A 22,545-nucleotide genomic window follows, 5' to 3' on the forward strand; every position below is an offset into this window, starting at 1 on the left:
AAAGTCGCTGGAAGTTATCAGAGTACTTAAGGCTCGAGTTCGTTGTTGTTTCAGCGAAAAGACAATACATGCGGACAGGCTTGCGCCCAAGTAGGGATAGTATTCAAGGATGGAGTTGCATAACAAAAGTCACCATGTCGACCCGTTACACTCGGCATTTTTGGTATGACTTGGCTTGGGTGTATACGGTATTCAATTTCGGCACCTGCGTTACGGGCGCATGTGCCTAGGCGTTAGGTTTCAGAGTTGCTACATCATATTCCACTTAAGTGCGAATTGCCTCGAAAAAGTGTAAGTTGGATCTTGGTGCATAATTGTAAGCTGCTAGTGTTCTCTATTTTAAGGAGAACCTTTCGATGGCTTCATGCAAAATAAATTTAGCATCGGTACAAAAAGATATTGATGACAATCTGAAGTTGATGAATTTACCAACAACAAAAACAGTAGCGGGTTCAGCTGCTCTCGCCTGGGCTATGATCGATAGAATTGATAAAGCCATGGCCATCTCTGGAGGTGTTGCTCAACCTATCAAAATGTCGGTTGTTGCGCGTACTGGTACAGTTGGGGCTGGTTTATATGCTTCATTTTGGGCCGGCGCTGTAATAGGTAGCACTGCTAGGGCTATATACAAAAATACTGATTGCACACATAGTCAAGTGATGGCATTTGCAAAAGGCAGTGGTGTGACTGGAAATTGGCTTCAAACAACTTATGCTAGGTACCCGGAGTTACTAAATGGCTGATAAGCTTAAGCTGGTTGCTGTATCAATTCTTGTCGTCGTTATCATCTTATTGTTATCAAATGTATTTGGCAGCAATGCTATTTTTCTAGCAATCATTACGTTATCAATATTTGAAACCTTAAGGCGAATTTATATAAGGCTTAAAAATAGCAAAGATAAACCTTAATAGAACAGACGCTACTGTATTTAATCAGTAGTGTCTGTAATCACACGATAGAAACCTAACAAAAACATCAAGTTGACGCGTTACGCTCGGCGGTTTTGGTATGGAGTCCGGTGCACTTGGTGGGGTAGTCGTGGCGCAACTTATGTTCAGCGTTATGTTTGTTAAGGAATCGGCATGATCAGAAGGATGTTGTTAGTTTTATTGATGGTTATGTCTGGATTCAATTTTTACCTTGATACTTCAAGTACGCATGTAAAGTTTGAAAATTTATATGTATTTGTTGTTATCTCTGTGATTTCTGTTTCACCGGCACTGCTATTTTACTTAGTAGCACAGAAAACACACTTTCAAGTTAAGAGGTTAAATCCTTACAAACTATCAGCTGATCTCATTTTATCAATTAGCTTAGGCTTGTATGCTCTGGTTTTATTCGTATTAGAACGCCCTGAATATTATCAAGGGGCTTCTCATTTATACGTTGTTACATGGCCTGTACTGATTGGGATAATGGCAGTGGTTTTGTATGTTGGTTGTCTCCTTATACAAGCCATTGTAAGACTTTGGGGCAAAAACATAACAACACGCCCTGAGGTGGACGGTCAAGTCCCATAGACCACATTTTATTCACCTTATTTCGATGCTAAGTAGCCGATTATTGGTGACTTTTTCTCTGCTAGCATCGTGATGTACTTTGCTTCGTCGTAAAGGGTGTTTTCTTGCCAACATCGGAACAAAATGCGGCCCCATTTGTAAGCCAATGCACGTACCGCAGCATTGTGATGTTTGCCTCGTTCTATCTGTATTTGATAGTACGCTTTGGCCCATGCCGATGAACGGATACTTTGACCAGCCCATTCAACGAATGTCTGCCTGAGGAAGGTTGGGCATTGGAAGCGCCAGCGGACAATGCATGATTTTCCTGACCGTTGGGTCACGGGTGCAACACCGACATGGCAGAGCATTTCGGTGGCATTGGCATATTTATCTTTGTTGGTACCGAGGGCCGCCAATAGCCTTGCTGTGTTAATTTCTCCTGCACCTGGCAGTGACTTGAACAACTTATAATCGGTCATACTGCGTGTGAGTACTTTAATGCGTTGCTCAAACAGTTCGATGGAGGTAAGCAGGTTGCGAAGCTCACCAATCAGTGACGCTAAAAGCAACCGGCAGGGACGAATAACCGCCTGGTCATCAGTGAGTGGCACCAATGACTTTATGGCATCCACACGGTCTTTATTGACTTGCGGATAGCGAGAATTATGGTTTTCAAAAAAGCGGAACAGTACATCACGGCGAGTTGTTTTTGCCTTGGCTGGTTCAGGCCATTTAGTCAGAAAGTCACAGAAAATGATCGTGCCGATATCATCGAATAGCTCAAGTGGTTGAGGGTAATATCGCTTTAATACTGTTCTGATTTTGTTGGTTATTTTCACTCTTTGATTGACTTGCCGGCGTCTAAACTCGACAAGATCAGTCAGCTCTCTGACCTGTGGTGATTCTGGTTTAAGCACATTGAAATGATCGCCATGACGCTGGATTAAATCGAGGATCAATTTTGCATCAGTCGGATCGTCTTTAGCTCCCGATGGTGAGAAAGTATCACGATAGCGTTTTACCTGCTGGGGTGGGATTGGTACCTGGCAGACAAACTTGTATTGGCAGAGCTGGTTAAGCAATCTCACATTGCCACTTTCATAGGCAATGACGAGTGTTTTTTCCTCAAAATGTTGGTGAAGTTGGTGCAGCCAATCATGGATATGTTCAGGCTTAGAGCTGATGACATCATTGATACATTTGTCGCCGTCATAGTAGCAGACATCATGCTTTTTATCGGCCCAATCAAGGCCAATGAGGATGTACGAATCTGTGAGCTGAGAAACTAACATAATCACCTCGAGTTGCTACATTAAAAGTGGTGATGTGCATGCTGACTGACGTGTGAAGGCATTATAGTGTTCAGACTGAAAGTGCCCTGAGTATTCATCGACAGTGAGCAGCTGGCCTGCGCGGAAGGATTGTTATAGTCATCAAGTGACGGGCAATCTTATTCGTCACAGGCCAGTGCATATCCCTTCTTTATATGGTCTACAAGGAAAGGACTGTCCAACTATAAAAACATCAAGATGACGCGTTTCACTCGGCGGTTTTGGTTTGGAGTTCAGTAGTCTTGGCGAGCGTAGCGTAAGCGCACCTTATACCAAGCGTTATGAATAGTCAGTAGTTCATCAAATTCAAAGAGCTTAAAAGGAAGTTTCATGCTCAGAAAAATACTTGGTTCAATTTCGATATACCAAGGGTTACCCAATAATATCTATTTCATATCTCTTGCTCGTATGATCTTGGGATTAGGAAATTTCATTATTCCTTTTATGGTGCTATTGCTTACTCAAAAGTTGGGTTATTCAGCAACAATAGCAGGCTCATTGGCAATGGGTGTAACAGGCTTATACCTCCTCGGTAATCTTTGTGGAGGTAAACTGGCCGATAGCTTGGGTCACAAACACGTCATGGTTGGCGGAGAACTAATTGGTGCTCTAATTCTTCTATTGTGTGGATTTAATGCTAATGATCCCGTTATTGTTCCGGTCTTATTATTTACTGCGTATTTCTTCTTTGGAGCTGCACTACCTGCAAGTAATGCATTGGTAGCTGACCTATCGACGCCAAAAAATCGGGATGCTGTAATGTCATTGAGTTATTTAGCTTTCAATTTGGGCTCAGCAATAGGTCCTATTTTAGCTGGATATTTATTCTGGGATCATACAGTTTGGATTTTTTGGGGAAATGGTTTTGCAGCGATGGTTGGAATACTAGTCGTGATGTTCTGTGTAAGTTCAAAACACGAAAATTCACCAAGTAATGACTTAGCTCACTCTGAGTTGGAGAAATCTGTTAATGGGTCCGTTTGGTCTGTGTTGAAAGAACGTCCTAGGCTTCTAACTTTCACTTTACTGTGTGCGTTGCTCTGGTTCTCGTTAAATCAAATGACAATGGCCAGTCCTTTATATTTGAATCATATCTTTGGTGCTCATGGCCCAGTCTTGTTTGGTCAACTTATGACGTATGCATGTATATTGGTTGTGATAATCACCCCAATACTCATGAGAATTACTACAAAAAAGACAGAAATAGTGAGCCTTGTGTATGCTGGCATTTTGTTCATAGTCGGGTATTTATTAGTTATGTTAAGTCCGACTGTACCAGTACAGTTTTTTGCGTGGTTTTTCTTGTCTGCAGGTGAAGTGCTTCTTTTAACTAAAGAAGGTGTATATTTGGCCAATCAATCTCCTAGTAGCCATCGGGGCAGGATTCAAGGTGTGTTAACTACGACGAGAAATGTAGTTGTCATGCCTAGTTTTGTGTTGATCGGTTTTTCAATTGACAACTATGGTTATCAGAATACTTGGTTGTTAGTCGTAGTAGTTACTTTATTTTCAGTGCTAGGCTTTCTGAACATGAATCATCATCAGAAAAAAGCTTTACAAGTAATAGAAGTGAGCTAACTCCGCGTGCCACTATTCATAACAAACGACTATGGCGTCAATAGATAATTTCAAACTGTTTTCGCATCCCATAAAACGCCATCTCTTAGCATCGAATTTAAGATGATAACCATCTTCCTGACGCAGGCGATGATGGCAACTTTTTTCGGTTTTCCCTCAGCGAGGAGCCGTTGATAGGTGCTCTTGAATACAGGGTTACATTGCATGGCAGACATCATTGCCATGTATAAAACAGTCCTGACCTGGGCTCGACCACCTTGTATTTTCCTGAGCCCTTTATAGCGACCACTTTCCCTACTCATGGGTGCGACACCGACGAGGGCGGCGGCTTGCTTGTTGGTGATATACCCGAGCTCGGGAAGGTTGCTAATGATAGAAGCGGCGGCAATTTTTCCGATACCGGGCATGCTTAATTATATGGTCCGCCTCACTCTCAAGCCCCTACGCTTGAAGTAGGCACTTTGAAAGAGGTAAACCATATGTCTTCCTTACATATTCTTGGTATAGATCTCGGTAAACACTGCTTCCATCTTGTCGGTCATGATAGTACTGGCAGAGAATTCTTACGTAAAAAGTTCAACCGAAGCCAACTTATTTTATTCCTTTCTAAGCTATGCCCCACAACGATAGCCTTTGAGGCTTGCGGTGGCGCTCACTGGCTCGCGCGTAAGTGTTTAGAGTTTAATCACCAAGTAAAACTGCTCCCACCGCAATACGTAAAGCCTTATGTAAAAGGTAATAAGAATGACTTTATTGATGCTTCGGCCATTGCTGAAGCAGCCTGCCGCCCTTCAATGCGGTTTGTTGCAGTTAAATCTGAAGAGGCCCAAGTCATCGCCTCTATCCATCGGGTACGAGATGGGTATATCAAGGAGCGTACAGCTTGCATGTCTCGTATTGGCGCGATGTTGTTGGAATTTGGGCTGAGCCTGCCTACCGGTCATGCCAAAATGAAATCATTGTTCCAATGGCTGGCAGATCAAAAACAACCTCTTCCAAGCCTTTTCACTCGCGAACTCCAAGAGCTTCACGCGCATTATTCTTACCTGAGTGAACAAATTAAACAGCAGGACAAAAAGCTCAGCCAGTTCATTGAACACAACGAATTAGCACAACTACTTAAAACTGTCCCAGGGATAGGTGACATGACAGCAAGCCTATGTTTGGCTGACATCAGTTCACCGGCTAATTTCACTAATGGACGGGATATGGCTGCCTGGATTGGGCTTGTACCACGACAATACTCGACGGGTGGGAAATCCAAATTGCTAGGTATCAGCAAGCGAGGGAATAAGCGACTCAGGACTTTGTTTATACATGGGGCAAGAGCTGTTTTATCTAAACCGGATAAAACAGGAAAAGCCTTTGGGCAGTGGCTTATTGACTTAAGAGCCAGGAAACCTTTTAACATCGCCGTTGTTGCGTTGGCCAACAAGCTAGCTAGGATAGCCTGGGCGGTCATGTACAACCGCCAGGCTTTTCGTATGACGACGGGATAACCGAATTTGCAATGACGATTATGATGACAAAAACGATCAATCGGCCAGATTAAGAACCTGATACAGAGACAGCATATAAATGCTTTACGCTTTTTAAGGATAATCTGGCGCGGATATCATCGTGGAGCTGGGATGCGGGAGCACCCAAACGTGACTCCGAATACATTAGCGCAAACCAACCCCGTCATCAAAAATTGTAGTTGCAATAACGGGGCGGACCATACATTGTAGTATGTCATTTTTGGCCTGATATTCAGGGCAGCTTTCAATCAGCGCTACAACTTTCTTTTCGGTTTTTTCGATCTGGTTTTTGAATGCTGTCAGGATGGGCTTGATGGTCATAGCCAGTTGTTTGGGCATGATTTGGAGCCGATTTTTTTCCATGGTTTGCATCGAGAGAAGCTGATTTCTTCGACTAACTAGATCCGCCATAAGCCGCATGGATTCAGGCTTTAGCCTGGTTAGTGCCGGTTTTATAGCTTCGGCATAATGGGCAATGAGCTTGGCATCGAGCTTATCCGTTTTAGCCCGCTGGCCGATGGCGCCGGCAAAGCGTTTTACATGAACGGGATTGGCTATCACGTAAGGAATATTAGCGTCGGCACAGGCTATAATGAAGGGCATTTCTAACCGGCCAGTGGCTTCAATCACGACACGTTGCGGCGAGTGCTGCTTAATAGTTTTGATGGCCTGTTTGATGCCTTTATCGTCGTTAGAAACCGAGAAGAAGATATCGAGTGGTCGGATATAAATATCGAGTTGAGATTTTCCGGTATCGACCCCGACGTTAATATTTTGATTCGTTGCAGTATTCATAATAAGCTAACTCTTGCTTGCGTAATGCGGGTTCGAGACCCAGTAGACTATTCGAGTATGGTGCTTGGAGTCCTATGCAGCGTTCACGTTTGTTATCGGTCTCTCGACAGAGGAGCCTTCAATCAATCGAACTGCTGTATAGAAAGCTTTAGTTGCAGCTAAAGCCTGGGTCTCACTTTACCCTGAAGTTGGTTTTATTATCCATACAAACAATCAAGGTGATGCATTACACTCGGCATTTTTGGTTTGAAGTTCAGTGTGCTTGGTTCGTTCAGCGTGGCACACCTTATTGTAGGCGTTATGCGCCAATAATAAATTTGAGGGGTTTATCTCTGAATGTTAACAACAGAAATTGAAACAGAGCGACTAACACTAAGGGCTTTAGCAGAAGGTGATGCAAAAGAATTGTTTGATATATTCTCAGACCATGAGGTCATGAAATATTGGAATACTGAACCTTGGAGTTCTATTGATGAGGCTAGGTCATTTATAGCCAGTAGTACAGAAGCTATGGATAGCAATACAAACATAACACTAGGCATTTACCTAAAGAGTACGGGACAGCTTCTAGGTAAGATAATGTTATTTAACTATCACAAAAAATCAAAACGCGCCGAAATAGGTTTCGGTGTAAGCCGTAAGTTCTGGGGACAAGGTATTGTACTTGAGGCCGGAAATGCACTAGTCGATCACGCATTTAATGTTCTACATTTACGTAGAATTGAAGCTGAGATAGATCCAGATAATATTTCTTCAAGTAAAGCATTGGAGCGATTAGGGTTTGTAAAAGAAGGTTATCTGAGGCAGCGTTGGGAAGTTAATGGCGTTGTATCAGATTCTGCTATTTATGGTTTACTAGCTTAATGTTTGGCAAGCGCATAACAAGGCGCTCAAACTGATCTCAAACACGTGGCACTTTTGCTTCGCAAAGTTTAGGCCACGGCTTTCGGCAGCTTAGCGCAGCGTTATGGCTCTTTCTTGCCTGTAGTCATAATGGTTTAAGCCACCGAAAGTGGCTATTGCATCAATATCTTGTCAGTGTAATGCAGTGAGAGTCGTCCTGTGATTATTGCGGTTTGCGGCCTCGCGTAAACAAAGTTCATTGCCCATTTGGCGAAGTAATTCTCCAAGTTCATTGGCCGCAATTGGTTATCACGTGGTGATGGGTTTTACGCAGGTTGCGGTTAACGGCTTGGTGGGCACAAGGTTCTTTATCTCCTTCGGCTTTTGGTTACCTAAGTCCGAGTGCCGCAACAAAGGTTGGGGGATCTGGTGCGTGTTAGGTTCCGTGTTTACAAAGTCGCTTTCATATTCATTGCCAATGAGCTTTTGTTTTTGCTGCCACGACCTTGCATGATGAAGAGCAAGGCATCAGAATGCTGGGAGTTAAGCGGAAAACACAAGTAAAACAGTAGCTTTGAGCCATACAAAACAATCAAGGTGATGCGTTTTACTCGGCGGTTTTGGTATGGAGTTCGGTGCGCTTGGCTAGTTCAGAGTTGGCACACCTTATTGTGGGCGTTAGGGCTCACGACTCGATAAACAATGAAATAAAGGAGTTAGGCAAGTGGAACCAAGAATTAGCATCATCACTTTGGGTGTATCCGATCTTGAAAAGTCTTATGAATTCTATACATCATTAGGTTTCCCGACATCGCGAAAGCCTGATTCCGGTATCATTTTTTTCAAAACAGGCGGTGTTTGCTTAGCCTTATATCCTTTCGATGAGTTGGCAAAAGATGTATCTCCTGGTTTCAAACCTAATCGCCCTGAGTTTTCAGGAATCACGTTGGCACATAATACAAAAGAGAAATCCGAAGTAGATGCAATCTTACAACTTGCAGAAAAGTCGGGTGGTAAAGTAGAGAAGTCAGCCCAGGACGTTTTCTGGGGAGGTTACAGCGGTTATTTCTCCGATCCAGATGGTTATTTATGGGAAGTGGCTTATGGCGATTGCTGGGAGTTCAACGAAGATGGGAGCTTAGTCATCGATTAAAGCCCTAACAAAGGCATCAAGGGTGACGCGTTACACTCGGCGGTTTTGGTTTGGAGTTCGGTGTGCTTGGTGAGTTCATCGTGGCGCACCTTATGCCCGGCGTTAAGCATTAAAAGGAATCTCTCAAAATGAAGTATTATTCAAATGAGTTTGATGAAGCATTAGATAGTGTTGACCATTATCAGATCTATCCAGAAATGAAACCTTGGGTTGGTTGCGAATATGCTGCGTCTACAATAAAGATTTTAGTTATTGGCGAAAGCCACTATTTGGATGTTGGCAGTACGTATCACCATGACCCTCAAGAATGGTATAGTGGTGTAACAGTATCAGATAAAAAAGATAGTGGATGGATTAAGACTCGAAATATCATTTCAAATGGTATTGAGACCAAATGGAAGTCTAAGTCAAAAACGATATATCGGAACATAGAGAAAGCACTTTTTGAAAGTAATGCAAATTGTTGCGAGCAATCTACGGCATTCAGTACTATAGCATTTCTCAATTACTTTCAGCGTCCTGCAGAACACACGGGTAAGTCAATTAAAGTATCTCAGCTTGATTCAGATGTTAGTAAAAGTGTTGTGGGTCAAGTGGTTAAATCTATCTCACCTGAAATAATCATCTTTACAAGTTCATTGGCGTGGCGTCATGCAAAACGTAGTGATCTGGTAAAAGAATTTGATGAGCAATCTATAAAGTATACACGTACGCCTCATCCAGGGATGCCATGGTGGAACCGAGTTTCTAAAGCTTATGGTAACCGTACTGGTAAACAGCATTTTGTTCATTTTGTAAATGCAGCGGTGAAAACAAATGCTTAACAAAGGCATCAAGGTGACGCGTTACACTCGGCGGTTTTGGTTTGGAGTTTAATGGGCTTGGTGAGTTAGTCGTGGCGCACCTTATGCCCGGCGTTAGGGCTCACGACTCGATAAACAATGAAATAAAGGAGTTAGGCAAGTGGAACCAAGAATTAGCATCATCACTTTGGGTGTATCCGATCTTGAAAAGTCTTATGAATTCTATACATCATTAGGTTTCCCGACATCGCGAAAGCCTGATTCCGGTATCATTTTTTTCAAAACAGGCGGTGTTTGCTTAGCCTTATATCCTTTCGATGAGTTGGCAAAAGATGTATCTCCTGGTTTCAAACCTAATCGCCCTGAGTTTTCAGGAATCACGTTGGCACATAATACAAAAGAGAAATCCGAAGTAGATGCAATCTTACAACTTGCAGAAAAGTCGGGTGGTAAAGTAGAGAAGTCAGCCCAGGACGTTTTCTGGGGAGGTTACAGCGGTTATTTCTCCGATCCAGATGGTTATTTATGGGAAGTGGCTTATGGCGATTGCTGGGAGTTCAACGAAGATGGGAGCTTAGTCATCGATTAAAGCCCTAACAAAGGCATCAAGGGTGACGCGTTACACTCGGCGGTTTTGGTTTGGAGTTCGGTGTGCTTGGTGAGTTCATCGTGGCGCACCTTATGCCCGGCGTTATGCCAATGGAGAAGAAATGAACTATTTAGAACAATTTGAGCAAGCTATTGTTAGCTCTACGGAACTGGGTATATCACCTAAGGTTGGTCAACAGTTTCCAATTAATCGCAACAATGTAGATTTCTTTCGAGACCTTGCTGATAACCAACTGATTCACATGTTGACAGATATCTTTGGACAAGGTGATTGGGGTAATAATTGCATGAATGTTGCTGCTAAATTATTTGAAATTCTCCAGCACTTTAATATTCCATGTGAGTTAACTTATGGAGACGTGCATATAGGTAAAACTCAAGAGTATGATGTTTCAAAATCTGAGTTAATAAACGAATGGGAAAATGTATCTGACAAAAGATCTTTAGCAATTCATGTGTGGGTTACAGTCGGAAAAGACTATATTATTGACCCAACGATTTCTTCTCGCATTCATAAGTATTATGATAAAAATTGCCCTCAAAATCATGTACTGTGGGGAGAGGCTGAGCCTTTGAAAGACCAATTGGGTATAGCTCATATTCCTTTACTAGTTGGTAAAAACTATTTAGAACGAATCGCTGATATTCCTTTAGAGTACAGGTCGTTGGAACAATTGGCCTAACAACACGCCCTGAGGTGGACGGTCAAGTCCCATAGACCACATTTTATTCACCTTATTTCGATGCTAAGTAGCCGATTATTGGTGACTTTTTCTCTGCTAGCATCGTGATGTACTTTGCTTCGTCGTAAAGGGTGTTTTCTTGCCAACATCGGAACAAAATGCGGCCCCATTTGTAAGCCAATGCACGTACCGCAGCATTGTGATGTTTGCCTCGTTCTATCTGTATTTGATAGTACGCTTTGGCCCATGCCGATGAACGGATACTTTGACCAGCCCATTCAACGAATGTCTGCCTGAGGAAGGTTGGGCATTGGAAGCGCCAGCGGACAATGCATGATTTTCCTGACCGTTGGGTCACGGGTGCAACACCGACATGGCAGAGCATTTCGGTGGCATTGGCATATTTATCTTTGTTGGTACCGAGGGCCGCCAATAGCCTTGCTGTGTTAATTTCTCCTGCACCTGGCAGTGACTTGAACAACTTATAATCGGTCATACTGCGTGTGAGTACTTTAATGCGTTGCTCAAACAGTTCGATGGAGGTAAGCAGGTTGCGAAGCTCACCAATCAGTGACGCTAAAAGCAACCGGCAGGGACGAATAACCGCCTGGTCATCAGTGAGTGGCACCAATGACTTTATGGCATCCACACGGTCTTTATTGACTTGCGGATAGCGAGAATTATGGTTTTCAAAAAAGCGGAACAGTACATCACGGCGAGTTGTTTTTGCCTTGGCTGGTTCAGGCCATTTAGTCAGAAAGTCACAGAAAATGATCGTGCCGATATCATCGAATAGCTCAAGTGGTTGAGGGTAATATCGCTTTAATACTGTTCTGATTTTGTTGGTTATTTTCACTCTTTGATTGACTTGCCGGCGTCTAAACTCGACAAGATCAGTCAGCTCTCTGACCTGTGGTGATTCTGGTTTAAGCACATTGAAATGATCGCCATGACGCTGGATTAAATCGAGGATCAATTTTGCATCAGTCGGATCGTCTTTAGCTCCCGATGGTGAGAAAGTATCACGATAGCGTTTTACGTAAGCGTCGAATTAAACCCACATTCCCACATCACTAGATCTCGTTCATAGTTTTCTCAACAACAAAGGAGGAACTATGAACCAACCTGAAAAACGACAATATTGGACGAGCGTCATTGAAAAACAAACAGCAAGCGGACTTTCTATTCCTGCTTTTTGCAAGGTGAACGACCTTAGCTATCCGACTTTTCATTACTGGCTGAAGAAGCTAACAGAACAAAACGACGAATCGCAACACGCGCACACCATTGTGATTAATGATGATATAGGCACTGATACTGTCGCTTTGCATTTCCCTAATGGTATTAAGGCGGAGCTGCCTGCGAACCTAACCCAGACACAAATCAAAACCTGGTTGCAGGTACTGCAATGATCCCCAGCGGCGCTATTTATCTCGTCTCGGGCGTTACAGATATGCGCAAGTCTATCGATGGCCTCTCAATCATTGTCGCTGATGTACTGGAAATGGATCCGCTCAGTGAAGCCTGGTTCATTTTCTGTAATCGTGGTCGTGACAAACTCAAAATCTTATTCTGGGATACCAACGGGTTCTGGCTCTACTATCGTCGCTTGGAAAAGGGGCGATTTAAATGGCCAAAACCGAATTACGCTGGCCATATTCAACTCTCCCGACAGCAACTTAACTGGTTGTTATCAGGCTTAACCATTGAAAACCCCAAGGCACACCAACCGATAATCGGCAAACAAGTGAGGTGATCGTCACTGATCGCCTCATTGCTGTTGAGTGATCTTTTAAAGCTGGCATTCTATCGTCATCAACTGAAATAAGTGTGACGAAAAATGACTGAACTTCCTGATGATGTAGAACAACTGAAAGCCATGTTGCTACAGCTTCAGCAAGAAAAACAAGCGCAGGCTGAAGAAATCATTGAGCTAAAAAGCACCGTTCAACTGCTCACGGAACAACTCAACCTTAGCAAATCCAAACGCTTTGCATCTCAAAGTGAGAAGTACCCCAAAGGCACCTTCAATGAGGCGGAGCAACAAAACAACCCAGCTCCCAAGCACCACAAAAAGGGCAGAAAACCCCTGCCGGATACACTAGAGCGAGAAACGCGCGTTCATACCCTGAATGCACCGCACTGTGACTGTTGCGGTGGTGCTATGCATGAAAGTGGTAGCGAGACTTCAGAAGAGCTGAAAATCATTCCACAGAAAGTCAGTGTGATCAGTCATCAGCGGACAAAATATGCCTGTCGAACATGTGAGAAAACAGCGTTACAAAGCCAGATAATCACCGCGCCTAAACCCGCCAGTATGATACCGAGAAGTATCGCTAGCCCGGAAACCCTGGCCGCAGTGGCAACCGCCAAATATGTGGATGCACTGCCACTCTATCGTCAGGTCGATATTCTTAAACGTGCCGATATCGATATTAGCCGAGGAACACTCGCTAACTGGTGCGTACAGCTCGGTGCCAAAGTGAATGTGTTGGTCGATGCGATGAAACAGCATCTCCTGGATGAATCACTTGTCTGCGCCGACGAAACCACCGTACAGGTACTTGATGAGCCAGATCGAGCAGCGACAAGCAAATCGTATATGTGGGTTTATCGCAGTGGCGAGTTCGCATCAAATCCAGTGGTTATCTATGACTACCAACCGAGTCGAGCTCAAACTTGTCCAAAAGGCTTTCTTGGTGATTACTCTGGCTACTTATTATGTGATGGCTATAAAGCTTACGAAGGGCTAAAGCAAGTCACCTTGGCAGGCTGTATGGCCCATGCCAGACGCAAGTTCACAGATGCCCAAAAGGCACAACCGAAAGGGAAATCAGGGCGTGCTGAAAAAGCCCTAGGGTACATCGGCAAACTGTACGGCGTGGAGAGTCAGAGCAAAACACAGGGCGCAGATAAGCGTCATCAACATAGACAAGAAAAGGCCAAACCGATATTGGCTGAGTTCCATACTTGGCTGAAAGAGAGCCAAGAAAAAGTGCTACCAAAAAGTCTGATAGGCAAAGCCATCAACTACACGCTTAACCAATGGGATAAGCTGACCACTTACCTTGAAGATGGCAATATTAGCATCGACAACAATGTGACAGAGCGAGATATCAGGCCGTTCACCACTGGCCGGAAAAACTGGTTGTTCTCAAAATCAGTTGCTGGCGCAGAGGCGAGTGCGAATTTATATAGCATCGTGATGACATGCAGAGCCAACGACATCAATCCTTACTACTACTTCTTGCAGCTGTTCCGAGTACTGCCAACGAGAGTACCTGGCGCAGACCTATCAGATCTACTGCCGTGGAATGTTGACTTTAGCGAGGCCGAATAAGGCCTCACTGGTTAACTGCGCGCTTACGGATTAAATCGAGGATCAATTTTGCATCAGTCGGATCGTCTTTAGCTCCCGATGGTGAGAAAGTATCACGATAGCGTTTTACCTGCTGGGGTGGGATTGGTACCTGGCAGACAAACTTGTATTGGCAGAGCTGGTTAAGCAATCTCACATTGCCACTTTCATAGGCAATGACGAGTGTTTTTTCCTCAAAATGTTGGTGAAGTTGGTGCAGCCAATCATGGATATGTTCAGGCTTAGAGCTGATGACATCATTGATACATTTGTCGCCGTCATAGTAGCAGACATCATGCTTTTTATCGGCCCAATCAAGGCCAATGAGGATGTACGAATCTGTGAGCTGAGAAACTAACATAATCACCTCGAGTTGCTACATTAAAAGTGGTGATGTGCATGCTGACTGACGTGTGAAGGCATTATAGTGTTCAGACTGAAAGTGCCCTGAGTATTCATCGACAGTGAGCAGCTGGCCTGCGCGGAAGGATTGTTATAGTCATCAAGTGACGGGCAATCTTATTCGTCACAGGCCAGTGCATATCCCTTCTTTATATGGTCTACAAGGAAAGGACTGTCCAACTATAAAACATCAAGGTGACGCGTTACACTCGGCGGTTTTGGTATGAAGTTCGGTGCACTTTGTCAGTTTGGTGGGGCGCACCTTATGTTCGGCGTTAGCTGCAAAAAGCCAAATTAACTTCGTGTGTTTGGTGATGGTTGTAATGGACGCGATGTATGTAGGTAAAAATGAAAATACAGAGTTATGATTTTTCAGATCAAGTTGTTGATTCATTTACCTATGAGTCAAAAAAGAAAATTCTGAGTATAGGCTTTGATGCGTACTGTTATAGAGGCCAATGGATTGAGCAACCATGCAAAGTGATTGTCAGCGAGTGGTCTGCTGCTCAAAGTAGAACCTGTGGTACGAGTAACTTTGAAGATTTGGAAAATAATTTAGGGATACCAAGCTTGTTGCTAAGCGTACAAGAAACTCAGGATTCGCTGCTTATGATAGTTAATACACTTGATGATCGATACATTGAGTTATTGTTTATTGATGCTTCTGTAAGGGTCAATGCAGGAGTGTGACATTTAAGCAGCAGCTAACAAACGACTATGGCGTCAATAGATAATTTCAAACTGTTTTCGCATCCCATAAAACGCCATCTCTTAGCATCGAATTTAAGATGATAACCATCTTCCTGACGCAGGCGATGATGGCAACTTTTTTCGGTTTTCCCTCAGCGAGGAGCCGTTGATAGGTGCTCTTGAATACAGGGTTACATTGCATGGCAGACATCATTGCCATGTATAAAACAGTCCTGACCTGGGCTCGACCACCTTGTATTTTCCTGAGCCCTTTATAGCGACCACTTTCCCTACTCATGGGTGCGACACCGACGAGGGCGGCGGCTTGCTTGTTGGTGATATACCCGAGCTCGGGAAGGTTGCTAATGATAGAAGCGGCGGCAATTTTTCCGATACCGGGCATGCTTTGTAGTATGTCATTTTTGGCCTGATATTCAGGGCAGCTTTCAATCAGCGCTACAACTTTCTTTTCGGTTTTTTCGATCTGGTTTTTGAATGCTGTCAGGATGGGCTTGATGGTCATAGCCAGTTGTTTGGGCATGATTTGGAGCCGATTTTTTTCCATGGTTTGCATCGAGAGAAGCTGATTTCTTCGACTAACTAGATCCGCCATAAGCCGCATGGATTCAGGCTTTAGCCTGGTTAGTGCCGGTTTTATAGCTTCGGCATAATGGGCAATGAGCTTGGCATCGAGCTTATCCGTTTTAGCCCGCTGGCCGATGGCGCCGGCAAAGCGTTTTACATGAACGGGATTGGCTATCACGTAAGGAATATTAGCGTCGGCACAGGCTATAATGAAGGGCATTTCTAACCGGCCAGTGGCTTCAATCACGACACGTTGCGGCGAGTGCTGCTTAATAGTTTTGATGGCCTGTTTGATGCCTTTATCGTCGTTAGAAACCGAGAAGAAGATATCGAGTGGTCGGATATAAATATCGAGTTGAGATTTTCCGGTATCGACCCCGACGTTAATATTTTGATTCGTTGCAGTATTCATAATAAGCTAACTCTTGCTTGCGTAATGCGGGTTCGAGACCCAGTAGACTATTCGAGTATGGTGCTTGGAGTCCTATGCAGCGTTCACGTTTGTTATCGGTCTCTCGACAGAGGAGCCTTCAATCAATCGAACTGCTGTATAGAAAGCTTTAGTTGCAGCTAAAGCCTGGGTCTCACTTTACCCTGAAGTTGGTTTTATTATCCATACAAGCAATCAAGGTGACCCGTTACACTCGGCGGTTTTGGTATGAAGTTGGGTGTGCTTTGTTAGTTCAGTGCGGGGCACCTTATTGCAGGCGTTATGTTCTATTCACTATCTTGACATATTAAAGCTAGCCTCAAGTAACTCAGAGAAATACCTTGATTAACAATTTGGAGATAAACATGGATTGGTTACAAAGCCTGATTAAAGCTTTTTCTGAGCTGAGAGAGCAAGCTTCAGATCAAGTTTTACATACCGCTACCAACTTTAGGCAGCGAACTTTTTCTAAGGCTAGAGTTCGAGCTAAAGCATTTTTAAACTTGTCAGAACGTGATTTTTCATTTTCAGTGGATGCATCAAAACTTGTTTCTTCAACGGTAGCTACGATCAGTCTTGCCAAATTGAAAGAAGGGATCTTGGCTCTTGAGTCTCATATATCAGCTTTGGAAGCCCGTATTTCATATCTCGTCATCTATGCTGCACTTTTGGCATCATCGATTTTACTTTTCAGATTGATTGATATGAAGGACTTTTCAGTAGTAGTAGCAGCTATAGGCATACCATTAGTAGCATGTGACCGTGTATTTCTATCAAACAGAATATACGTACTAAAGGATCTACTAAAGTACCTTGAGGCAGAAGTATCGAAGAGAAACGTTGATTGAAGAACATAACAAAAACATCAAGTTGACGCGTTTTACTCGGCGGTTTTGGTATGAGGTTCGGCGCGTTTGGTGAGTTCAGTGTGGCGCAACTTATGTTCGGCGTTAGCTGTCCTAATTTAATTCTGGAGTAACAATAGCCATGGAAACAATTGGATGTTTACTTAAGAAGTACGCAACGGGAAAAGTGGTGTTGGTATTATTTATATTAACAACCTTGGTATATTTGACAATGCTTCTTTATACCATTCCAGTTGTCGTTTCTTTTGCGCCCGATATGGTGCTCTTTGACTTATCCCCTGGAGGATATTCGCTAGATTACGCGGTTTCATTACTTGAAGCACTAGGCTCTGATGGTAGAGCTGAATATCTGGCAACTCAACTACCATTGGATTTCATATATCCAGGGTTATTTGCTGTCACTTGTTCACTGTTGTTAACTTGGTTATATCAAAAAGTACCTACTGACGTACCTAAAGTTCAGAATCTTTCGATTGTTCCTATATCTGTAGGGCTATTTGACTATAGTGAAAATATTTTAATTATATCAATGATTAAATCATTTCCAGATGTATCAGAAATAGTGGTTATGTTATCAAGTGTATTTACGATATTGAAAAGCGGCTTTACTATTGTTTTCTTTGTTCTTTTTTTGGGAGGTGTAGTTCGATTCTTGATAGCAAAGCACTACGAAGTATGAACAAAATCAGCTTTATCATAATCGGGCCAGCTAACAAACGACTATGGCGTCAATAGATAATTTCAAACTGTTTTCGCATCCCATAAAACGCCATCTCTTAGCATCGAATTTAAGATGATAACCATCTTCCTGACGCAGGCGATGATGGCAACTTTTTTCGGTTTTCCCTCAGCGAGGAGCCGTTGATAGGTGCTCTTGAATACAGGGTTACATTGCATGGCAGACATCATTGCCATGTATAAAACAGTCCTGACCTGGGCTCGACCACCTTGTATTTTCCTGAGCCCTTTATAGCGACCACTTTCCCTACTCATGGGTGCGACACCGACGAGGGCGGCGGCTTGCTTGTTGGTGATATACCCGAGCTCGGGAAGGTTGCTAATGATAGAAGCGGCGGCAATTTTTCCGATACCGGGCATGCTTTGTAGTATGTCATTTTTGGCCTGATATTCAGGGCAGCTTTCAATCAGCGCTACAACTTTCTTTTCGGTTTTTTCGATCTGGTTTTTGAATGCTGTCAGGATGGGCTTGATGGTCATAGCCAGTTGTTTGGGCATGATTTGGAGCCGATTTTTTTCCATGGTTTGCATCGAGAGAAGCTGATTTCTTCGACTAACTAGATCCGCCATAAGCCGCATGGATTCAGGCTTTAGCCTGGTTAGTGCCGGTTTTATAGCTTCGGCATAATGGGCAATGAGCTTGGCATCGAGCTTATCCGTTTTAGCCCGCTGGCCGATGGCGCCGGCAAAGCGTTTTACATGAACGGGATTGGCTATCACGTAAGGAATATTAGCGTCGGCACAGGCTATAATGAAGGGCATTTCTAACCGGCCAGTGGCTTCAATCACGACACGTTGCGGCGAGTGCTGCTTAATAGTTTTGATGGCCTGTTTGATGCCTTTATCGTCGTTAGAAACCGAGAAGAAGATATCGAGTGGTCGGATATAAATATCGAGTTGAGATTTTCCGGTATCGACCCCGACGTTAATATTTTGATTCGTTGCAGTATTCATAATAAGCTAACTCTTGCTTGCGTAATGCGGGTTCGAGACCCAGTAGACTATTCGAGTATGGTGCTTGGAGTCCTATGCAGCGTTCACGTTTGTTATCGGTCTCTCGACAGAGGAGCCTTCAATCAATCGAACTGCTGTATAGAAAGCTTTAGTTGCAGCTAAAGCCTGGGTCTCACTTTACCCTGAAGTTGGTTTTATTATCCATACAAGGCAATCAAGGTGACCCGTTACACTCGGCGGTTTTGGTATGGAGTTCGGTGAGCTTGGTAGGTGAGTCGTGGGGCACCTTATTGCAGGCGTTACAACCACTAAGGCATTCTCCTGCTCAGTGGTTATAAAATTAGTAGAACCGTTTTACGTCGCGGTAAAAATTTTCGTGTGAGCCTAAAGCCATGAGTTCGAGAATAACTGTTCCATCCTCATAGCTGTACCCAAGTAGGGTAAGTTGCTTTACCATTTTGAACTTATGAACACGAAGAAATGACAGATCACCTTTTTTCTGTTCACCGAGAAGAGGATCTTCCATCAATGCTTTAATTGCATTATCCAGATCCTTCTTTTGGTTAGCATGCAGCTTTTTAACTGCCTTTTTGAATGTTGGTGTTTGAAGTACTTGTGTAATCTTAGCCAAAGTCGTAACTCTCTAATTTACCAGCATCTTTCTCAGCTTTAGCTATAATTGCTTGCTTAACGAACTCATACGGTAAATCAGGGTTATCTTCCATCATTTCACCGATCTTAGCCCAATGTTCAATTTGTTTTGGGGTAGTTCGGTTAAGTGCTTTAGCCATGATGGCGGCTTTATCAACAAGATCTTGATCTAAACGAACGCTTGAGGTGCTCATAGAATATCTCCTTTCTGTATAGTTAGATTGTAGCAATGCGCCACAGATGAGGCAAGTTGCATCGAGGTTGTAACAAAGGCATCAAGGTGACGCGTTACACTCGGCAGTTTTGGTATGAAGTGTATTTGGTTTTGTTAGTTCAGCGTTGGCGCACCTTATGCCCGGCGTTATCTGCTGTCTAAATCGGAGGGATTGTGGTAAGAAAAAGTTGGAAATTAGAAGATGCTCAAGCTATTGCTGATGAGTTTCCGTATACGTTTTACAAGCCTTCAAAAGAAGTGATTTTAAAGCTTCGCCCTGAAAATCAGGCTAAGCTAATTTTTGAGTTTGACTCTCAGGATCCGGAAGCCCCAAGGGCCGAAAGAATGTGGGTAGAAATCACTAGCGTAACTGAATATGGCTTTTCTGGTTATTTAGACAATTACCCTGAATATATCCAAGACCTTAAGTACAAAGATCCAGTCAATTTTCAGGCATGCCATATCATCGATACAGACATCGATGACCCAGTTCCGTCAATTACAGACAAGTATATTAAGCGCTGCTTCGTTACAAATAATATTCTCCATGAAGGAAAGCCTGTTGGTTACCTGTACAGGGAGGAACCGGATTATGACGATGATAGTGGTTGGCGAATTACAACTGGCACGGAAACAGATGAGTATATGGATGACCCGAAAAATACCTCATATGTGTCTTTAGGTGCTGTATTACGTGAAGATGATAGTTTTATTGCACTTCTTGAATATAAAGCTGGAGTCGCTTTCGCCAAGGATACAAACGGTAATTTTATCGAACTGGATTAAGCAGATAAAAACATCAAGGTGACGCGTTACACTCGGCGGTTTTGGTTTGGAGTTCGGTGTGCTTTATTGGTTCATCGTAGCGCACCTTATGTTCGGCGTTATGCACCTTAGAGCCAAGTTCTTCAATGGTAGAAGGTTCATCGTTCAATACCACGATTTCTCTGGCTATTCGTTCAGCGAAAGGCTGCCTGAAAGTTAAGAGAACAGCAGGTTGTCGTTTTCTTTGTTGCCTTTTACCCTGGCAATTCAGCAGTGAGTTTTCATTGTTACATTGCTTTGAAAGGGTTATTGCTTGTCTTAACCAATAGTTCGGTGCAGCAGCCAATCCAGTCCGTATCAGGCTGTCATGCAAGTTGGTTTGGCTCAAGTCGTTGAAAGTGAATCGGAATTATCAGAGTATGAATTTGTTGTCTGTATGTCGCAGATTCACAATACGTGGAAAGACTTTCGGCCAAGTATGATCGTATTAATGGATGGAGTTGCATAACAACACGCCCTGAGGTGGACGGTCAAGTCCCATAGACCACATTTTATTCACCTTATTTCGATGCTAAGTAGCCGATTATTGGTGACTTTTTCTCTGCTAGCATCGTGATGTACTTTGCTTCGTCGTAAAGGGTGTTTTCTTGCCAACATCGGAACAAAATGCGGCCCCATTTGTAAGCCAATGCACGTACCGCAGCATTGTGATGTTTGCCTCGTTCTATCTGTATTTGATAGTACGCTTTGGCCCATGCCGATGAACGGATACTTTGACCAGCCCATTCAACGAATGTCTGCCTGAGGAAGGTTGGGCATTGGAAGCGCCAGCGGACAATGCATGATTTTCCTGACCGTTGGGTCACGGGTGCAACACCGACATGGCAGAGCATTTCGGTGGCATTGGCATATTTATCTTTGTTGGTACCGAGGGCCGCCAATAGCCTTGCTGTGTTAATTTCTCCTGCACCTGGCAGTGACTTGAACAACTTATAATCGGTCATACTGCGTGTGAGTACTTTAATGCGTTGCTCAAACAGTTCGATGGAGGTAAGCAGGTTGCGAAGCTCACCAATCAGTGACGCTAAAAGCAACCGGCAGGGACGAATAACCGCCTGGTCATCAGTGAGTGGCACCAATGACTTTATGGCATCCACACGGTCTTTATTGACTTGCGGATAGCGAGAATTATGGTTTTCAAAAAAGCGGAACAGTACATCACGGCGAGTTGTTTTTGCCTTGGCTGGTTCAGGCCATTTAGTCAGAAAGTCACAGAAAATGATCGTGCCGATATCATCGAATAGCTCAAGTGGTTGAGGGTAATATCGCTTTAATACTGTTCTGATTTTGTTGGTTATTTTCACTCTTTGATTGACTTGCCGGCGTCTAAACTCGACAAGATCAGTCAGCTCTCTGACCTGTGGTGATTCTGGTTTAAGCACATTGAAATGATCGCCATGACGCTGGATTAAATCGAGGATCAATTTTGCATCAGTCGGATCGTCTTTAGCTCCCGATGGTGAGAAAGTATCACGATAGCGTTTTACCTGCTGGGGTGGGATTGGTACCTGGCAGACAAACTTGTATTGGCAGAGCTGGTTAAGCAATCTCACATTGCCACTTTCATAGGCAATGACGAGTGTTTTTTCCTCAAAATGTTGGTGAAGTTGGTGCAGCCAATCATGGATATGTTCAGGCTTAGAGCTGATGACATCATTGATACATTTGTCGCCGTCATAGTAGCAGACATCATGCTTTTTATCGGCCCAATCAAGGCCAATGAGGATGTACGAATCTGTGAGCTGAGAAACTAACATAATCACCTCGAGTTGCTACATTAAAAGTGGTGATGTGCATGCTGACTGACGTGTGAAGGCATTATAGTGTTCAGACTGAAAGTGCCCTGAGTATTCATCGACAGTGAGCAGCTGGCCTGCGCGGAAGGATTGTTATAGTCATCAAGTGACGGGCAATCTTATTCGTCACAGGCCAGTGCATATCCCTTCTTTATATGGTCTACAAGGAAAGGACTGTCCAACTATAAAGCCATCAAAACGACCCTCAACGCTCGGCA

General features: G+C 43.6%; 25 protein-coding genes and 3 pseudogenes. 17 read left to right on the top strand and 11 right to left on the bottom strand.

Annotation, left to right across the window (positions count from 1 at the left end; translation table 11 throughout):
• Positions 1-356 precede the first annotated feature (356 nt).
• From AC51G0_RS27840 to AC51G0_RS27850, 3 genes are all read left to right on the top strand, one after another.
• Positions 357-743: a hypothetical protein gene (locus AC51G0_RS27840; protein WP_496302807.1), complete on the top strand. Its 387-nt coding sequence runs from the start codon at positions 357-359 to the stop codon at positions 741-743.
• Positions 736-909, top strand: a complete 174-nt coding sequence (locus AC51G0_RS27845) for a hypothetical protein (protein ID WP_428461001.1) — start codon at positions 736-738, stop codon at positions 907-909. Before AC51G0_RS27840 ends, AC51G0_RS27845 begins: the two co-directional genes overlap by 8 nt.
• Before the next feature lie 174 nt (positions 910-1,083).
• A complete protein-coding gene (locus AC51G0_RS27850; RefSeq protein WP_496302808.1) occupies positions 1,084-1,521 on the top strand; it encodes a hypothetical protein in 438 nt (145 codons plus the stop codon).
• A 17-nt stretch (positions 1,522-1,538) separates the two neighbouring features.
• On the opposite strand, the gene AC51G0_RS27855 is transcribed toward AC51G0_RS27850, so the two are convergent.
• On the bottom strand, positions 1,539-2,795 hold the full coding sequence (locus tag AC51G0_RS27855) for an IS110 family RNA-guided transposase (protein ID WP_496302786.1): 1,257 nt from the start codon (positions 2,793-2,795) through the stop codon (positions 1,539-1,541).
• A 369-nt stretch (positions 2,796-3,164) separates the two neighbouring features.
• Between AC51G0_RS27855 and AC51G0_RS27860 the strand changes: the two genes are divergently transcribed.
• Positions 3,165-4,412, top strand: coding sequence for an MFS transporter (locus AC51G0_RS27860; protein WP_496302809.1), 1,248 nt, complete (start codon positions 3,165-3,167; stop codon positions 4,410-4,412).
• Positions 4,413-4,462: 50 nt separating this feature from the next.
• On the opposite strand, the pseudogene AC51G0_RS27865 reads toward AC51G0_RS27860, so the two are convergent.
• A pseudogene (locus tag AC51G0_RS27865) lies at positions 4,463-4,822 on the bottom strand (transposase); the annotation flags it as partial.
• A 69-nt stretch (positions 4,823-4,891) separates the two neighbouring features.
• Here AC51G0_RS27865 and AC51G0_RS27870 point away from each other — a divergent pair.
• Positions 4,892-5,911, top strand: coding sequence for an IS110 family RNA-guided transposase (locus AC51G0_RS27870; RefSeq protein WP_496299399.1), 1,020 nt, complete (start codon positions 4,892-4,894; stop codon positions 5,909-5,911).
• Positions 5,912-6,130: 219 nt separating this feature from the next.
• On the opposite strand, the pseudogene AC51G0_RS27875 reads toward AC51G0_RS27870, so the two are convergent.
• Positions 6,131-6,727, bottom strand: a pseudogene (locus AC51G0_RS27875) (IS110 family transposase); the annotation flags it as partial.
• 336 nt (positions 6,728-7,063) lie between these two features.
• Here AC51G0_RS27875 and AC51G0_RS27880 point away from each other — a divergent pair.
• The 5 genes from AC51G0_RS27880 to AC51G0_RS27900 all read left to right on the top strand — a co-directional run bounded on the left by AC51G0_RS27880 (position 7,064) and on the right by AC51G0_RS27900 (position 10,818).
• Complete coding sequence (locus AC51G0_RS27880; RefSeq protein WP_496302810.1) at positions 7,064-7,591, top strand: GNAT family N-acetyltransferase; 528 nt, start codon at positions 7,064-7,066, stop codon at positions 7,589-7,591.
• Positions 7,592-8,294: 703 nt separating this feature from the next.
• Positions 8,295-8,723 (top strand): VOC family protein, encoded by a 429-nt coding sequence (locus AC51G0_RS27885; protein WP_496302811.1) that lies wholly within the window; start codon positions 8,295-8,297, stop codon positions 8,721-8,723.
• A 128-nt stretch (positions 8,724-8,851) separates the two neighbouring features.
• Entirely contained in the window at positions 8,852-9,547 is a 696-nt protein-coding gene (locus tag AC51G0_RS27890; protein WP_496302812.1) for a hypothetical protein, read from the top strand.
• 139 nt (positions 9,548-9,686) lie between these two features.
• A complete protein-coding gene (locus tag AC51G0_RS27895) occupies positions 9,687-10,115 on the top strand; it encodes a VOC family protein (protein ID WP_496302811.1) in 429 nt (142 codons plus the stop codon).
• A 121-nt stretch (positions 10,116-10,236) separates the two neighbouring features.
• Positions 10,237-10,818 carry a hypothetical protein gene (locus tag AC51G0_RS27900; protein WP_496302813.1) on the top strand — a complete coding sequence of 194 codons (582 nt, stop codon included), beginning with the start codon at positions 10,237-10,239 and terminating at the stop codon, positions 10,816-10,818.
• A gap of 52 nt (positions 10,819-10,870) precedes the next feature.
• Here AC51G0_RS27900 and AC51G0_RS27905 read toward each other — a convergent pair whose 3' ends face one another.
• Complete coding sequence (locus AC51G0_RS27905) at positions 10,871-11,314, bottom strand: transposase (RefSeq protein WP_496304233.1); 444 nt, start codon at positions 11,312-11,314, stop codon at positions 10,871-10,873.
• Positions 11,315-11,686: 372 nt separating this feature from the next.
• Positions 11,687-11,797, bottom strand: a pseudogene (locus AC51G0_RS27910) (hypothetical protein); the annotation flags it as partial.
• Between the two features lie 136 nt (positions 11,798-11,933).
• Between AC51G0_RS27910 and tnpA the strand changes: the two are divergent.
• From tnpA to tnpC, 3 genes are all read left to right on the top strand, one after another.
• Entirely contained in the window at positions 11,934-12,230 is a 297-nt protein-coding gene (gene tnpA / locus AC51G0_RS27915) for an IS66 family insertion sequence element accessory protein TnpA (protein ID WP_496301046.1), read from the top strand.
• The gene (tnpB, locus tag AC51G0_RS27920) at positions 12,227-12,574 is read left to right on the top strand and encodes an IS66 family insertion sequence element accessory protein TnpB (protein ID WP_128786309.1); all 348 of its coding nucleotides are present in this window, start codon (positions 12,227-12,229) and stop codon (positions 12,572-12,574) included. Before tnpA ends, tnpB begins: the two co-directional genes overlap by 4 nt.
• Before the next feature lie 84 nt (positions 12,575-12,658).
• The gene (tnpC, locus tag AC51G0_RS27925; protein WP_496301045.1) at positions 12,659-14,158 is read left to right on the top strand and encodes an IS66 family transposase; all 1,500 of its coding nucleotides are present in this window, start codon (positions 12,659-12,661) and stop codon (positions 14,156-14,158) included.
• Between the two features lie 4 nt (positions 14,159-14,162).
• Here tnpC and AC51G0_RS27930 read toward each other — a convergent pair whose 3' ends face one another.
• Entirely contained in the window at positions 14,163-14,537 is a 375-nt protein-coding gene (locus AC51G0_RS27930; protein ID WP_496302814.1) for an IS110 family transposase, read from the bottom strand.
• A gap of 389 nt (positions 14,538-14,926) precedes the next feature.
• Between AC51G0_RS27930 and AC51G0_RS27935 the strand changes: the two genes are divergently transcribed.
• Positions 14,927-15,268 (top strand): hypothetical protein, encoded by a 342-nt coding sequence (locus AC51G0_RS27935; protein ID WP_496302815.1) that lies wholly within the window; start codon positions 14,927-14,929, stop codon positions 15,266-15,268.
• 46 nt (positions 15,269-15,314) lie between these two features.
• Here the strand turns inward: AC51G0_RS27935 and AC51G0_RS27940 are convergent, their stop codons facing one another.
• Positions 15,315-16,265: an IS110 family RNA-guided transposase gene (locus tag AC51G0_RS27940; RefSeq protein WP_496302816.1), complete on the bottom strand. Its 951-nt coding sequence runs from the start codon at positions 16,263-16,265 to the stop codon at positions 15,315-15,317.
• 383 nt (positions 16,266-16,648) lie between these two features.
• On the opposite strand from AC51G0_RS27940, the gene AC51G0_RS27945 reads away from it, so the two are divergent.
• Positions 16,649-17,131, top strand: a complete 483-nt coding sequence (locus AC51G0_RS27945) for a hypothetical protein (protein ID WP_496302817.1) — start codon at positions 16,649-16,651, stop codon at positions 17,129-17,131.
• Between the two features lie 139 nt (positions 17,132-17,270).
• A complete protein-coding gene (locus tag AC51G0_RS27950) occupies positions 17,271-17,828 on the top strand; it encodes a hypothetical protein (RefSeq protein ID WP_496302818.1) in 558 nt (185 codons plus the stop codon).
• A gap of 62 nt (positions 17,829-17,890) precedes the next feature.
• Here AC51G0_RS27950 and AC51G0_RS27955 read toward each other — a convergent pair whose 3' ends face one another.
• The 3 genes from AC51G0_RS27955 to AC51G0_RS27965 form a co-directional block, all read right to left on the bottom strand.
• Positions 17,891-18,841, bottom strand: a complete 951-nt coding sequence (locus tag AC51G0_RS27955; RefSeq protein ID WP_496302816.1) for an IS110 family RNA-guided transposase — start codon at positions 18,839-18,841, stop codon at positions 17,891-17,893.
• 340 nt (positions 18,842-19,181) lie between these two features.
• On the bottom strand, positions 19,182-19,472 hold the full coding sequence (locus AC51G0_RS27960; RefSeq protein ID WP_128786665.1) for a type II toxin-antitoxin system RelE/ParE family toxin: 291 nt from the start codon (positions 19,470-19,472) through the stop codon (positions 19,182-19,184).
• Positions 19,465-19,686: a TA system antitoxin ParD family protein gene (locus AC51G0_RS27965; RefSeq protein ID WP_496302819.1), complete on the bottom strand. Its 222-nt coding sequence runs from the start codon at positions 19,684-19,686 to the stop codon at positions 19,465-19,467. Before AC51G0_RS27965 ends, AC51G0_RS27960 begins: the two co-directional genes overlap by 8 nt.
• A gap of 194 nt (positions 19,687-19,880) precedes the next feature.
• Between AC51G0_RS27965 and AC51G0_RS27970 the strand changes: the two genes are divergently transcribed.
• Positions 19,881-20,492, top strand: coding sequence for an immunity protein Imm33 domain-containing protein (locus AC51G0_RS27970; protein ID WP_496302820.1), 612 nt, complete (start codon positions 19,881-19,883; stop codon positions 20,490-20,492).
• Positions 20,493-21,031: 539 nt separating this feature from the next.
• Here the strand turns inward: AC51G0_RS27970 and AC51G0_RS27975 are convergent.
• Positions 21,032-22,288: an IS110 family RNA-guided transposase gene (locus AC51G0_RS27975; protein ID WP_496302786.1), complete on the bottom strand. Its 1,257-nt coding sequence runs from the start codon at positions 22,286-22,288 to the stop codon at positions 21,032-21,034.
• Between the last annotated feature and the right edge of the window lie 257 nt (positions 22,289-22,545).

Source organism: Photobacterium sp. HL06, assembly GCF_059552575.1.

Coding starts and splice junctions, on each gene's coding strand:
- AC51G0_RS27870 (WP_496299399.1), top strand. CDS start 4,892: ATGTCTTCCTTACATATTCTTGGTATAGATCTCGGTAAACACTGCTTC.
- AC51G0_RS27955 (WP_496302816.1), bottom strand. CDS start 18,841: ATGAATACTGCAACGAATCAAAATATTAACGTCGGGGTCGATACCGGA.
- AC51G0_RS27940 (WP_496302816.1), bottom strand. CDS start 16,265: ATGAATACTGCAACGAATCAAAATATTAACGTCGGGGTCGATACCGGA.
- AC51G0_RS27840 (WP_496302807.1), top strand. CDS start 357: ATGGCTTCATGCAAAATAAATTTAGCATCGGTACAAAAAGATATTGAT.
- AC51G0_RS27855 (WP_496302786.1), bottom strand. CDS start 2,795: ATGTTAGTTTCTCAGCTCACAGATTCGTACATCCTCATTGGCCTTGAT.
- AC51G0_RS27845 (WP_428461001.1), top strand. CDS start 736: ATGGCTGATAAGCTTAAGCTGGTTGCTGTATCAATTCTTGTCGTCGTT.
- AC51G0_RS27900 (WP_496302813.1), top strand. CDS start 10,237: ATGAACTATTTAGAACAATTTGAGCAAGCTATTGTTAGCTCTACGGAA.
- AC51G0_RS27905 (WP_496304233.1), bottom strand. CDS start 11,314: ATGACCGATTATAAGTTGTTCAAGTCACTGCCAGGTGCAGGAGAAATT.
- AC51G0_RS27850 (WP_496302808.1), top strand. CDS start 1,084: ATGATCAGAAGGATGTTGTTAGTTTTATTGATGGTTATGTCTGGATTC.
- AC51G0_RS27935 (WP_496302815.1), top strand. CDS start 14,927: ATGAAAATACAGAGTTATGATTTTTCAGATCAAGTTGTTGATTCATTT.
- AC51G0_RS27945 (WP_496302817.1), top strand. CDS start 16,649: ATGGATTGGTTACAAAGCCTGATTAAAGCTTTTTCTGAGCTGAGAGAG.
- AC51G0_RS27930 (WP_496302814.1), bottom strand. CDS start 14,537: ATGTTAGTTTCTCAGCTCACAGATTCGTACATCCTCATTGGCCTTGAT.
- AC51G0_RS27975 (WP_496302786.1), bottom strand. CDS start 22,288: ATGTTAGTTTCTCAGCTCACAGATTCGTACATCCTCATTGGCCTTGAT.
- AC51G0_RS27880 (WP_496302810.1), top strand. CDS start 7,064: ATGTTAACAACAGAAATTGAAACAGAGCGACTAACACTAAGGGCTTTA.
- tnpB (WP_128786309.1), top strand. CDS start 12,227: ATGATCCCCAGCGGCGCTATTTATCTCGTCTCGGGCGTTACAGATATG.
- AC51G0_RS27950 (WP_496302818.1), top strand. CDS start 17,271: ATGGAAACAATTGGATGTTTACTTAAGAAGTACGCAACGGGAAAAGTG.
- AC51G0_RS27860 (WP_496302809.1), top strand. CDS start 3,165: ATGCTCAGAAAAATACTTGGTTCAATTTCGATATACCAAGGGTTACCC.
- tnpC (WP_496301045.1), top strand. CDS start 12,659: ATGACTGAACTTCCTGATGATGTAGAACAACTGAAAGCCATGTTGCTA.
- AC51G0_RS27965 (WP_496302819.1), bottom strand. CDS start 19,686: ATGAGCACCTCAAGCGTTCGTTTAGATCAAGATCTTGTTGATAAAGCC.
- tnpA (WP_496301046.1), top strand. CDS start 11,934: ATGAACCAACCTGAAAAACGACAATATTGGACGAGCGTCATTGAAAAA.
- AC51G0_RS27890 (WP_496302812.1), top strand. CDS start 8,852: ATGAAGTATTATTCAAATGAGTTTGATGAAGCATTAGATAGTGTTGAC.